Here is a 12,188-nt window from a genome sequence, read left to right as displayed (position 1 = left end):
AGTTGTTTCCTCCTATAATTAATTGTTATTGAATATTGTATCGTTACTCTGCCGGGATCAGATCCTTGAGCCCTCCGTAATCTTGCAGCAGGCTGTCGATGGTTTCTTCCAGAGCGACTGGAAAACGAAGGTTACGACTGCCCCGAGAATGATCCCGATCAGCAACAGGATAAGCATGGCACGGGCGAAGTTGGCTTGGTTCACTTTCCGGCAACCGCCGCACGCCCAGACCAAGAGCAAGATGATGTTGACGATGGGGATCAGCATCAAGAGCATTATTCCGATAAATCCTCCGGTTGTTACCGGCTCGTATTTGCTTCCCGGGGGAAGCGGAGCGTTCGGGTCGGCAGCCGTGCTGTAAGGCGGTGCTGCGTAGGGCTGTCCCTGCGGGATGCCGTATGCGGGCGGCGGCTGTTGGGGATAGACCGGTTGTTGCATGGGCTGCGGTGCCGGTTGCGGCGTTGGCTGTACCGGCTGCGGCGGTTGCGTGATAGGTCGGTCTGCCTTGGAAGCCATCGGTTTTCCGCATGCGGTGCAGAATTTTATGCCATCGGGAACTTGCGTTCCGCAAAAAGAACAAAATGCCATAATGTCTCCTTTCGTTATTGTTTATTTATTTATAAATACTTCCCTTCAGTCCGCTTTTGTGCCGCAAGCGCTGCAAAAGCGATAGCCGACGGCTATTTCACTTCCGCAGTTCGAACAGAACCGTTTGGCGGCCTGTGCGGCGGGCGGCGCGAGCTTTGTGCCGCATTCGCTGCAGAAGTTGGTGCCTTCGGGGTTGATGTGGCCGCAGTTGGGGCAACTTCTTGCCTGTTCTTCGGCTTCACGTCGGGCACGTTCTTCGGCGGCGGCCCGTTCAGCCGCTTCTTTTTCGTCTTTGGCTGCCCGGAGGCGTTCTTCGGCTTCGCGGCGGCCGGCGGCAAGCAGGTCGAGTTCGGTTTTCATCTCCGGATAGCTTTCGCCACCGTCGGCTTCATATACCTGCCGTCCGAGGCGGGCGTAGGCTTTCTCTTCTTTAGCGACGAGTTCTTTCAGCTCGGTTTGCGCATTCAGTATCTTTACATCCGGGTCGTCTTGCGGCAAGATACCGGACAATCCTTTTACGATTCCATCGAGTATAGACATAGAGGTCAATTATTTGTGGCGACACACGGGGTGCCGCCGGTTAGTAATCTTTTATCGGCTATTCGGCAACGAATTGATATATGAGATATCGGTTTCCGTCAGCCCCGTATTATCCGTCACCAGCCAGACTATATTCTGAAGACTGCTCCTCTGCGCATTGTAAGTATTATAATCTTCTACATCTGTCGGATCGAACTCTTCGATATTGATCTTTTTATCCTTGACCCTGTCACAGAGATCGAGCAGCGGTTTGGCATCGCTTACCACTCCCAGCAAGTAACGGTCGTCACTGCCAGCCGCCCCTTTGTGGGCATTGCCACAATAAAAGGCCAGATTCAGGTGATAGTCGGCTCCGGCAGGAATCGTTACGGTTACTTTCTTGATCAGCACACCGTTCTGGCAGTCGCCTGCATCGTTACGAAGAATGAGTGCCGCGGGGAAGGTGACCGTTACGGGGGATGATTGAGAGTTTCGCATCGGGATCAGCAGATCGACATAGCCGTAGCCGCTTCCCAAATAGCAGACATTCTCCCCGGCACGAGTCTTTGGCGCAAAGGAACGGGTGGTAACCGTACCGTCTTTGGCGGTAAAGGCGTAACTCATGGAAGATTCGCCGTACAAATTCCAGTATCCGTCCTGATCACCGCTACCGGTAATCTCCCCCGTCAGCTCCACGCCGTCGGGCAGCTTGAATGGCGTACCGGTCAGTTCCCCTTCGGCCTCGCCCAGCCCGGGGATTTCCCCGGGTGCATAGTCCTTCGGTTGCAGTTGCGGTTCATCCTCGTCCTTACTACATGAAATCGTAGTACAGCATAACAAAGCTGCTATAAGAAAAAAATAAGTCGTTTTCATTTTACATAATTTTTAGATGATTAATAAACTGAGGTATTACATCTTCACGAACTCCACCCGCCGGTTCTTGGCACGGCCTTCGTCGGTTCCGTTGTCGGCGATGGGGTTGCTTTGTCCTTTGCCGGAAGAGGTGAGACGATCGGCGGCGATGCCCATTTCCACCAGCTTGTCGACGACGGCTTTCGAGCGGGCGTCGCTGAGGGTCTGGTTGGTGGCTTCGTTGCCGGTGCTGTCGGTATGGCCTTCGACGGAGAATTTCAGGTCGGGATTATCCTGCATCAGTTTGACGATGCGGTTGATCTCGCCCATCGATTCGGGCTTGATGGTGCTCTTGCCTACATCGAAAGTGATGCCGTAGGTGATGAATTTGCCGTCGGTCATCATGCGGTCGTAGAGGGGGACGGCGCCTTTGGCGATGCGGACGTTCTTGATGAATGCGGCGTTTTCGCTGTAGCCATAATGCTTAATCAAGAACCAATCGGGCTTCGTGACGTTCGGTACGTTGGCATAGCGGACGCCATCGATATATACTTTCAGCGCACGTTTGTTGAAAGAGATCGCCAACCGGTTGAATACCTCCCGACCGAGGTTCGATATCTCTGTCTCTCCGCGGCGACGATCATCTCCCACGGACCAATTCCAGGTGAGCTCCAATGTTTCTCGAGACGGGCTCGGGCGTAAATTGATATCGAATGCCCTGGTATTCGTGCCTTCTCCCTGATAGAAGTAAAGCGTGTAATCGTCATTAAGCTCATATCTTTCTTCTCCGTAATTAAAGAAATCGAGTTCCACGGTAAACTCGTCGGTCAGGTAAGCATAACCGTCTTTCATAAGCGGAGTGATCTCCGTATCCTTTTGCAGGTTGATGCATTTTTCCCCGTTTATGGTTACCACATCGGCAACGCCTTCGCGTAGATCCCACATACTGGGAAACTCGCCGAGCTGTTCCTGCGTGACATTGTCCTCGAAAATAACCACGTCGCCCGCCACGAAGTCGCTCTTGGCATAGGCCATTTCCACGGCTTTCGGATCGTTCGTGTTTACCGCAGCGGTAGCCTGCTTGTTCTGCTGGTTCGTTTGTTTGTCCTGTTGGCTCGTTTGTTCGGTCTGCTGGTCTTGATCCTTGTCGTTGCCGGTAATAATATTTTCTCCGGTTTCAAAAACCTTATCGACGGTTTTATCCACTTTCTCGTTCACCTTGTCTTCCACTTTCTGCTTCGAGCGGTCTTTGGCACGCTCTACTGCCTTTTCTCCTAATTTCTTAAGCCACTGGCTTTGTGCAGCCGGGGCAGCTATCAGCATTGCGATAGCGATTATGAGTATCTTTTTCATGACTATTTCCTCCTTTTTAATGATTTGAGTAGCTGCTTGCTGTCTTCCACTTCTTGCTTCACCTTCTCGCGTATCTGGGCTTTGGTCATGCTTCCGTAGACCAGATCGAGGGTTTCCTGGTTGTAATCCCCGCTAACCGTATTGCCATCGAGCTTAACGTTGACAAGGGTGTTTTGGTACACTTCATACACCTCCTTCGCTTGGGCTTCGGGCATGGTGCATATAATCCGGTATCCGGTGCATTTGTCCCCCTTAAAGGTGTAAATCTCAATGTTCTTGCTTCCGAGCGCGGAGCTGGTCTTGATGATCTGATTGCCTTTTTCTTTAAAATCGATGCCAAAGTCGTCGAGTGCTGCCGATAGGGCTTTCTTTTCGTCTTTCGACAGATTTTTATCTATCGCCTCCTCCAGTAGTAGCGCTTCCGCGTCTGTCTCTTTATTACTGCCGCTGTTGCCGCAGGATGTTGCGCCCACGATTGCGAGAACGCAAACTAAAATGGTAAATATCCGTTTCATATTCGTATGTTTTTTAGGTGGTTATTTTTCTTCTTCCGGGCCGTGGCCGTTCAGTTCTTTGCTATATTCGATGTAGAATTCCTTGAGAGCTTGCATTTCGGGCAAATTCATGAAAGGCTCCGTATGTTTCCGGAGTGTCTTGTCTCCCTCTTTGGTTATGGCATCTACCTCCTTCTGGTATTCGGCGAGCGGGCGGTAGCCTTTCGGCACTCCGAAAATGCCGGCAGGGACGCTCTCGCTGAAACTCTCCACCCGGCCATAAACAACGCCTTTCATGCCGCCGCCGAAGTGGATGTTCTTCCAGCTGTAGTAGGTCATCGCCATGCCGCTCTCCGGATCGCGGAACTCGAGGCCACGCAGGGTTTGCCGGCAATGGTCGTGGTGCCCGGCAGCCTGCGGCCGTTCGACCGGGCGAGGAGTTGCTCCGGCATCGCCTCGAAGTCGCTGATGAACGGGCAAGCCAGTTTCCCGGCGAGGTCGAGGTTCTCGTGGATTTCGTAGACATGCTCCATATCTTTGGGCCCGTTCTTCAACGCGTCTTCCAGTTCTTTCTCAAAAGACTTCAGTTCGTTTATCCGCAAGTCGGCTGCATTGAGCACCTCTTTCCGAAGGCTTTCGATGTTCTTGACGGCGATGAGCACGATGAGTTTCCCGTTGGTGTAATCACAGATCATACCGGCCCCTATATCGTAGAGCATGGCGAACTGCTGGCCGTAGTTATCGAAATAGTAAGTGATTCTCACGTCCGGGTAGCCGCCCTGCATGCTGTTTACCATCCGCAATGTCCCTTGCTTGATTCCGGGACGGATATTTTTCCTGTCCATTCCCCGGATATGGAGAACCACTTCGTAGACGCAGGTGCGCCCTTTGCTGTCGCGTACGGTAAAATAGGGATCGGAATCCGCCTTGAGAAGTTTGCCCGATGCGGGAACTCCGGTGATATCGCCGCTTCCGCCGGTGGTATAGACCGGCACGACATGCTCGAAATCGAAGGTCTGGCTGACCGTTATCTCTATCTTTCCGTTTTTATGGTCGATGATGCCTTGTTCTTCCCCAAGTGAGAAGGTGAGGATACGCGGGGCGTTGGGATCGGTGCTGCCGAGTTTGGGAGCTTGGGGGGAAGATGCTTCATCCCCGTGCGTGTCGGCAGCATAGATGTTTTCTTCTGTCGGCATGTCGAAGGTTGCCTCTTCTTCCTGCACGGCTTCCTTTTTCTCGTCCTCGCCCAGTACGGACTTGCTGATTTCCTGTGCTTTCTTGCCGAGCTTTTTCAGGAAACCTTGTCCGCTGGCAGACGGGCTGGCGATGAAGGCTATTATTAATAATGTATATATGCGTTTCATATCAGTTGCCCTCCATCTCTATCAGTTCGCCCGAGCTTGCCAGCTTGCCTTTCTTGTCGTACGTTTCGGTACGGATCATTCCGATGTTGCGGGCATACCAGGTATAAACGGTGCTTTCTGTTTTGAAGCCCATCGCTTTTCCGCTGACCAGGCTTTGCACCTTGTAGCATTCGAAGGTGCCGGCAGGCGTGGTGAGTTCTTCTTTGGCAACCACTTTCGTGTCGGTCATTTTGGAAGAAACGACCGTCATGGTTTCCATTTTTATTGTGACATCGGAGTCGTCCAGCTTCATGCCTTCTTCCAGCGTGACGGGGATAATGGCTCCCGTGCCGGTGATGGTTACTCCTTCCATCAGTTTGCCGGCGCCTGCCGAGGGGTCAAGGTAGACTGTCCCGTTTTTCACCCGGACGGTTGCGGGAAGCTTGAGCTCTACTTTTTTCTTTTTATCCAGCGATTCCGTGTCGTAGGTGACCTCAAAGTTCAGAGCGTCCGTTCCTGCTACTTTTGTGATCGTATAGCGGACATAGCCGGTAGGTTTCCCCTTTTTGTCCATATTCGCGTAAGTGAGTACGATTCCTTCCTTGCCGGGGAAGAACGGGTTCTGTGCATGACCGGTTACCGGTATTAACCAAGCGGTTAAAACAACTGTAACGAATAATTTGAATAAAGCTTTCATAATGTCAATGTATTGAAGGTTCATATTTCATCATCCACCCGGAGGTATCTGTTTATTTGCTTTATTTGTTTTCAAAGCCACTTTCAGCCATTTGGCAGGCGAGGTTCCTTCCAGCTTGTTGAACGCTGTGTAGAAGGTGGAACGGGAGCGGAAGCCGCAATCGCTGGCGACGCTCTCAATCGTGAAACTGCTGGTGTTGTCCGATAACAGGATACGCTTCACCTCTTCCAGCCGTCTACTGTTCACCACATCAAAGAAGTTTTGTTTCAAAAAACGATTCAACGACTGAGAGATAGCGGCCGGCGTAATACCTGTTGCCCGGGAGATATCCCAGATGCAGAGGTTCGGATTCTTATAATCATCCGAGTACCGGAGGAAGGATTGTATTTTCTCACAATTCCGCTCCATTTCCTCTTCGCTCAATCTCGATTTTGCATAGCGTATACTCATGCTTTTATCTTTTATTTACAAAAGAAAGTATTTCTTATTTAACAAAAGGGTAATCTAAGCCGCTCTGATGTCCGTTCAAATTTATACGGACAAGTTTGTAGTTCAGTCCTTACCTTTCGAGATCAAATTTAGAGGATTCAAAGGGTGGTTTTTACCCCCAAAAAGGGGTATCTGTTTTTTGTTGGTACAGAAACCCCTTTTTGGGGGTATGGGTTCGGATATTATTCGTTACATTTGTTGTGAAAGTTTTCTTAAAATACAATCGGTTATGAGTACACGTTTTTATATATCCATAATTATGTCGTTAATTATGTCGTTGTTTGTTTTCTTTCCGGCGTATGCCCAAGAGCATCTGGTGGAAATGGAAAAGGAACTGGAGAATACGTCCTTGAGTGTGGAGGAGAAGTTACAGCTTTATGACGACTTGAGCTGGGAGTATTTGGGAAGCGACTTCGCTAAATCCTCGTTTTACGCCCGCGAAGGCATACGGCTTGCGCATAAGGAGAATAACTTGCTGAAAGAAGGACTGCTATATCGCAATCTGGGTGTGGCTTATTACATGAAAAGCTCGTATGACACGGCATCTGTTTATTATGATAAGGCGTTGAGAATAGCGGAAGAAGAGAAAAATATCCATTTGCAGGCGGCGGTAAGCCTGGCTTTCGCGAATATGTACAATGTGCAATGCCAGCCGGAAAAAGCATTGGCGCAATACCAAAAAGCCATCTCATTGTATGAGAAGGAGGATGACCGGCAAAGAATTTGTGCCATATTGGGTAATATCGGGGCGATGTATAATAATTTGAGGAATTACGCCCAGGCAGAATCGTATATATTGCAGGCACAAAAGATCGCTAAGGAGTTAAACGATACGTTAAGCATAGCCCAAGCGTGTAATAATCTGAAAATAATCCGTTATGCGCAAGATCAATATGAGGAAGGGTTACAACTGGCGGAAGAAGCGCGTTCTTTGTACAAGGCAAAAGGGGATATGCTGAATGAGGCTTTTGCTTTGCATGGGATAGCGACTGTCTATTTTGATTATTATAAGGATTATGCGAAAGCCCGGGCATATGCGGAAGAAGCATTGGGCTTGACTGAAAATACGGGTTATCCTGTATATAGTGTGGCTAGTTACCGTATTTTGGCGCGGGTTCATGAGTTGGCCGGTAATATACCGGAAGCCGAAAGATATGCGAACAAGGCGCTGGCTGCCGTAGATTCGACTGATTTGGATCAGCTTATATCTATACATAATATATTGATGGATATCGCTATCGATAAAGGTGAAAAAGAAAAGGCTAAGACTGCTTTTCAGGTTTTGTATAAGCTCATGTTGGATAATAACAGTGAGATAACCCATGCCGCGTTGGCGGATATGGAAGTCAAATATGAGACGGAGAAGAAAGAGGCTTTGATTGAAACATTGCATGCGTCGGAACGGCTTTATCTGATTATCGCGGTGATCGGTTTGGTGTCTTTTGTTCTTGCCTTGACTGTTTTATTACTGCTTAACCGTTATCAACGACAAAAGCAGCTTCGTATGAAGGAGGTCTAAAACAACTGGAACAGGAAAAACAACTAGTTGCGGTAGAGGCTTTGCTTAGCGGAGAGAATCAGGAGCGCGGACGCCTTTCCCGCGAACTGCACGACGGACTGGGTGGATTACTGACCATGGCAAAACTAGACCTTTCCAAGTTACGGCAGGAGAAAGAGAAAGAAAAAGATCGCTTGGAACATATTATCGGCTTGATGGACCGCTCCATTACGGAAATGCGTCGTCTGGCTCATAACCTGATGCCTGAGTCGCTGGCCCGTTTCGGCCTTCGTCCGGTCTTGGAGGAGTTTTGTTCCGGCTCATCGAATGTAGAGTTCTATTTCTATGGAAAGGAGCGGAGGTTGGATAAGGACGTGGAGATAAATATTTACCGCATAGCCTGCGAACTGATCAATAACGCGTTGAAACATGCCGAAGCCACTCAGATTAATGTGCAGTTGATACAGGCGGACGACAGCTTGTCGCTAACTGTGCAGGATGACGGCAAAGGCTTTGAGGGTTCGGCGGAAGGACAAGGATTGACAACGGTCCGTTCACGTGCCGAACTGCTCGGCGCTACACTCAATATTGTTTCCGGTAAAGGCCGGGGAACTGAAATCACAATAGGGTTAAACTGCTAAATCTTGCGGGTCATGATTAAAATAGTGATAGTAGACGATCATCCTATCGTTGCCGATGGAATCCGTCAGCTGATAGAAGAGCTGAGGGGATGGAAGTGGCCGGCACAGCCATGTGCGGGAGCGACTGCAAAGAACTGCTGAAGCGGGTTATCCCCGATATCATATTGCTCGATATCAATTTGCCGGACATAAGCGGGATGGATCTTTGCGGTTATATCCACGACCGTTATCCTTTCATCCGTATCATTGCGCTAACAGGTTTCAATGAATACTTTTACATGCAGAAGATGCTTCAAAACGGTGCCAGCGGGTATCTGCTGAAAAACGCCTTGCCGGAGGAGATAACGGAAGGAATCCGTACGGTTTTCGAGGGGGGCGAGTATCTCAGCGAGGAGGTAAGCGCGGTATTCAAGGCCCGTAAAGAGAAAGGGAAGATATTTCTTACGGTACGCGAGATGGAATTGCTAAGCTTTATTGTAGAAGGCTTAACAAACCGGGAAATTGCAGAAAAACTCTTTCTCGGAGTGGAAACGATTAACAGTTACCGCAAAAATCTCCTGCTTAAACTCGGAGTAAAAAACACGGCTGCAATGGTTAAATTAGCTCTAACAGAGAAGCTGATATAACTTAAGAACAGACCGTGTTCAAATACCGGATGCTCCAACCTATATCGCAGGAGGAAAATCGATTATCTCGGTACTTTCCGTCCAATTCTCTACCTCAAAACCGTCGGCAGAGGTCTCTTCGGAATACAAATCACCCAAGGTAATACTGAGATTTAAGCGGTTTCCGGCAGTCAAAGCATCTGTTAACGGCTTCCGGAAATGCTTTACCTGCCCGTTTTTCAACGTCAGTAAGATTGTGAGCGGAGGATTGGCAGAAGATGGGAAAACCATCACTGTTGAATTGGCTGACATCGAAAGGCTGTCGGCAGACATACTCAGTGGGAAAGCGATCGTCTTGGTGAAATCGCTGGGTTCGGCTGTATAATAATCCAGTTGGGATGCGATATTGCCAATCAGAATGCGGGCGGATGCGATACTGGAATCCATCTTCGTACCGTTTTTATTAGTCAACGTTACTCTCAAACCGGCCGAGGCATGCTTCAGAGTTGCTCGCATCTTGTCGGTACCCACCTTGATCGGGCTTACGGCATGCAGGAAATCGTAAACCGGCATATAAGTCGTATCAGAATAATTATTCAGATATAAAGTCATATATAATCCGGATAAATTAGCCCCCAGGCGCAACCCCGGTTCTCTGATGGCAGCGGCAGCATATACAGAGTCGGTCTGGCTATTCTTGGATAAACCCCAGTACAGGAAATTATAATTTCCTAAAGGAAGCCTGACAGGAGCTGTCGCTTTATAGATAGAACCATCTTTTATGGTGTATGTCGCGTTGACCGGCATTAAAGTTCCATTACTTGCATAATTCCCATAATAAAGGCTGGTGTCTTCCGAACAAGGATAGACCATCAAAACGCCGGTAAATGAAGTAGTCTGACCACCGGATGTGACCGTCATTTCTGCTAATTCCGGACTGATCAGATCGTCATTATTCACACATCGGCAGTCATCATCTTTTGAACAACTACCCAGAAACAGGGCCAGCAACAGCGCATAAAAAACCATCTTATTCATAATCACCAAATGTTTGTTTAGATTTGTGCTTATTAAACAGCTAACCTGCTATTTGGTTTTTAGAATAAGGCGAATTAACAGTGCCCGGCGTTACTTAAACAGGAAAGACCAGTCTTCGCGAGGTTCCGGCGTGTAGGTATGAAGCCCTAATGATTCTGCGGTGCGGCAGTTGGGCATGGCGTCGTCGATGAACAGGGTTTCTTCGGCTTTTATCCCGGCATCCTGCAAGACATATTCGAAGATATCGGCATTCGGCTTCAGCATGTGGAGCTTATAGGAGAGATAGATGCGGTTGAAAAAATCGGAAACATGGTGGCCTTTATAAGAGAAGCAAGTCCGCTCGGACCATTCCCAATGGATTTCATTCGTGTTACTGAGCAGCATCGTGTTATAATGCTTACGGAGGTCGAGCAGCAGATTCAGCTTATAATCGGGTACATCGTCGAGCATCGCAATCCAGGCGGCATCGATCTGTTCGTCCGTCAGCGCCTGTCCGGACAAGCGACGGATACCGTCACGGAATCCGGCAGTTGTGATGGAACCGATCTCCACCTGCATAAAGAGATCCTTATGCTGATAGTTGTTTACGATCTGTTCCCGGATATCCTGGACACCCAGACTCTCGAACGCTTCAATGCAGCGGTTACGGGTGAGATTGATAATCACACCGCCAAAATCAATAATCAAATTCTTAATGCCTTCCATATTATACTCCTTATGCGGAAACTTATCCCCTTCCCTGTTTACCAGCGGCGACGGCGCCTGTGGTGGCGTTTCCGCTGTTTATATTCACGTATCCTGCGATATACCAACCATACGAACAAAACACCGAATACGGCAAATATTAATAATACGATTCCTGTATTCAGATTATCGCCCTTTACACGACTCCACATCTCAAGCACCAGTTCCGTCCTGTCTCCGAAATCCCGGATCATGGCACAACGTTCCACCACCTGCCGGTCGGGATATTGCACCGGATTGATCCGGATGCTGTCGGCCCCCGGACCAAAGAAATAGCTCAGGTCGGAAACCTTCTCCACAGTCGAATCGATCTTGGCTTCCAATATCTCGGGAGTGGCAATGGCACTGACATAACCGATTGCATCCATGTTACGCAAAGCCACATCCGGACGACAAAGATAATCAATAAAATAACTGGCAGCCTTCACATTGCGGGCATATTTTGGGATTGCCCAGCCGTCGTACCAGATATTACTGCCTTCGCGGGGGACCTCGTAGTCCAGCTCCACACCGACCGCCTCCGCTTCCTCCATTGCCCAGACTGCATCGCCACTCCAGGTAAAGTTGAGCCAGGCCTTGTTTTTCGTCATCATCTCCTTACCGAAGTCGGCTTCCCAACCGGCGATATTCGGTTTCATCTTTTTAAGGTAGTCCTCTGCAATGGCAATCGCTTCGGGAGAGTTATCGTTCATTAGCTGCTCGACTGTCACCGTTCCGTCTGCTAACTCTTTCGCGTGGGCATAGATAATGGCCGTGCCATAGGCGTCACGGTAACTGTCCTTCATCAGGATCTTATTCTTGTATTTGGGGTCCCAAAGGCATTCCCAGCTCTCGACAATATCTTCGGTAACAAACTTCTTGTTATACAGCAGACCGGCCGTTCCCCACATATAGGGCACGACATAATCAGTCGTTTTCCTTCCCGGTTGGCTCAGTTTGTTCAACTGTTCCCGGATATAAGGAGAGACGTTATCCAGATAGTCCGGCGTTTTACCGAAGTTCCGGTCTATCGGAACGAGCAGGTTCTTCTTTAACATCCGCTCGATGATATATTCAGAGGGACAGATCAGGTCGAAATCCTCATGCCCGCGCTCAATCTTGGTCAACATGATTTCATTGATATCGAATACTTGATAGATGATGCGGATATCCTCGCCGGTCTGTTCCTTATACCAGGCGGGGAACTCGGCCAGGACATCTTCGTCGATATAGTCCGCCCAGTTATAGACTTTCAGGATATGGCTACGTTCTTCCTCCGAACGTCCGCATGAAGACATGATGCCTAAAAAGAGAATCAGCCTGTTGCTATTTTTAATAATCTGTTCAT

16 protein-coding genes are annotated in these 12,188 nt (G+C 49.0%); 4 read left to right on the top strand and 12 right to left on the bottom strand.

The annotated features are described in order from the left end of the window. Nucleotides 1–57 precede the first annotated feature (57 nt). The 9 genes from DW083_RS13020 to DW083_RS12980 are packed head-to-tail and all read right to left on the bottom strand — an operon-like array spanning nucleotide 58 to nucleotide 6,296. Entirely contained in the window at nucleotides 58–588 is a 531-nt protein-coding gene (locus DW083_RS13020) for a zinc-ribbon domain-containing protein (RefSeq protein ID WP_233552196.1), read from the bottom strand. Between the two features lie 45 nt (nucleotides 589–633). Further along, entirely contained in the window at nucleotides 634–1,128 is a 495-nt protein-coding gene (locus DW083_RS22115; RefSeq protein ID WP_158582114.1) for a zinc ribbon domain-containing protein, read from the bottom strand. Nucleotides 1,129–1,179: 51 nt separating this feature from the next. Beyond that, entirely contained in the window at nucleotides 1,180–1,980 is an 801-nt protein-coding gene (locus tag DW083_RS13010) for a hypothetical protein (RefSeq protein WP_122332655.1), read from the bottom strand. Nucleotides 1,981–2,016: 36 nt separating this feature from the next. Continuing rightward, a complete protein-coding gene (locus DW083_RS13005; RefSeq protein WP_122332654.1) occupies nucleotides 2,017–3,312 on the bottom strand; it encodes an OmpA family protein in 1,296 nt (431 codons plus the stop codon). A gap of 2 nt (nucleotides 3,313–3,314) precedes the next feature. Further along, nucleotides 3,315–3,827 carry a hypothetical protein gene (locus DW083_RS13000; protein WP_122332653.1) on the bottom strand — a complete coding sequence of 171 codons (513 nt, stop codon included), beginning with the start codon at nucleotides 3,825–3,827 and terminating at the stop codon, nucleotides 3,315–3,317. Nucleotides 3,828–3,848: 21 nt separating this feature from the next. Beyond that, entirely contained in the window at nucleotides 3,849–4,145 is a 297-nt protein-coding gene (locus tag DW083_RS12995) for a hypothetical protein (protein ID WP_122332652.1), read from the bottom strand. Then, a complete protein-coding gene (locus DW083_RS12990; protein ID WP_122332651.1) occupies nucleotides 4,142–5,170 on the bottom strand; it encodes a hypothetical protein in 1,029 nt (342 codons plus the stop codon). The genes DW083_RS12995 and DW083_RS12990 overlap by 4 nt, the downstream gene beginning before the upstream one ends. A gap of 1 nt (nucleotide 5,171) precedes the next feature. After that, entirely contained in the window at nucleotides 5,172–5,846 is a 675-nt protein-coding gene (locus tag DW083_RS12985; protein ID WP_147382139.1) for a DUF3108 domain-containing protein, read from the bottom strand. 30 nt (nucleotides 5,847–5,876) lie between these two features. Further along, a complete protein-coding gene (locus DW083_RS12980; RefSeq protein ID WP_122332649.1) occupies nucleotides 5,877–6,296 on the bottom strand; it encodes an AraC family transcriptional regulator in 420 nt (139 codons plus the stop codon). A gap of 298 nt (nucleotides 6,297–6,594) precedes the next feature. Between DW083_RS12980 and DW083_RS12975 the strand changes: the two genes are divergently transcribed. From DW083_RS12975 to DW083_RS12965, 4 genes are read left to right on the top strand one after another with little or no spacing between them, the layout of a single operon-like run. Continuing rightward, nucleotides 6,595–7,854: a tetratricopeptide repeat protein gene (locus tag DW083_RS12975; protein ID WP_233552195.1), complete on the top strand. Its 1,260-nt coding sequence runs from the start codon at nucleotides 6,595–6,597 to the stop codon at nucleotides 7,852–7,854. Nucleotides 7,855–7,895: 41 nt separating this feature from the next. Beyond that, complete coding sequence (locus DW083_RS12970) at nucleotides 7,896–8,474, top strand: sensor histidine kinase (RefSeq protein WP_122332647.1); 579 nt, start codon at nucleotides 7,896–7,898, stop codon at nucleotides 8,472–8,474. Nucleotides 8,475–8,486: 12 nt separating this feature from the next. Next, nucleotides 8,487–8,615, top strand: a complete 129-nt coding sequence (locus tag DW083_RS23380; protein WP_255419826.1) for a hypothetical protein — start codon at nucleotides 8,487–8,489, stop codon at nucleotides 8,613–8,615. Then, entirely contained in the window at nucleotides 8,564–9,100 is a 537-nt protein-coding gene (locus DW083_RS12965) for a response regulator transcription factor (RefSeq protein ID WP_122332646.1), read from the top strand. The genes DW083_RS23380 and DW083_RS12965 overlap by 52 nt, the downstream gene beginning before the upstream one ends. Nucleotides 9,101–9,139: 39 nt before the next feature. Here DW083_RS12965 and DW083_RS12960 read toward each other — a convergent pair whose 3' ends face one another. From DW083_RS12960 to DW083_RS12950, 3 genes are all read right to left on the bottom strand, one after another. Next, the gene (locus DW083_RS12960; protein WP_122332645.1) at nucleotides 9,140–10,117 is read right to left on the bottom strand and encodes a FimB/Mfa2 family fimbrial subunit; all 978 of its coding nucleotides are present in this window, start codon (nucleotides 10,115–10,117) and stop codon (nucleotides 9,140–9,142) included. A gap of 90 nt (nucleotides 10,118–10,207) precedes the next feature. After that, the gene (locus DW083_RS12955; protein WP_122332644.1) at nucleotides 10,208–10,822 is read right to left on the bottom strand and encodes an HAD family phosphatase; all 615 of its coding nucleotides are present in this window, start codon (nucleotides 10,820–10,822) and stop codon (nucleotides 10,208–10,210) included. A gap of 38 nt (nucleotides 10,823–10,860) precedes the next feature. Beyond that, the gene (locus tag DW083_RS12950; protein ID WP_122332643.1) at nucleotides 10,861–12,138 is read right to left on the bottom strand and encodes an ABC transporter substrate-binding protein; all 1,278 of its coding nucleotides are present in this window, start codon (nucleotides 12,136–12,138) and stop codon (nucleotides 10,861–10,863) included. Nucleotides 12,139–12,188 lie beyond the last annotated feature (50 nt).

The organism is Parabacteroides sp. AF48-14 (assembly GCF_003477465.1).
GTDB lineage: Bacteria > Bacteroidota > Bacteroidia > Bacteroidales > Tannerellaceae > Parabacteroides > Parabacteroides acidifaciens.
The sequence above is the reverse complement of the archived record's forward strand: the minus strand, read 5'-3'. Positions and strand labels throughout refer to the sequence as shown.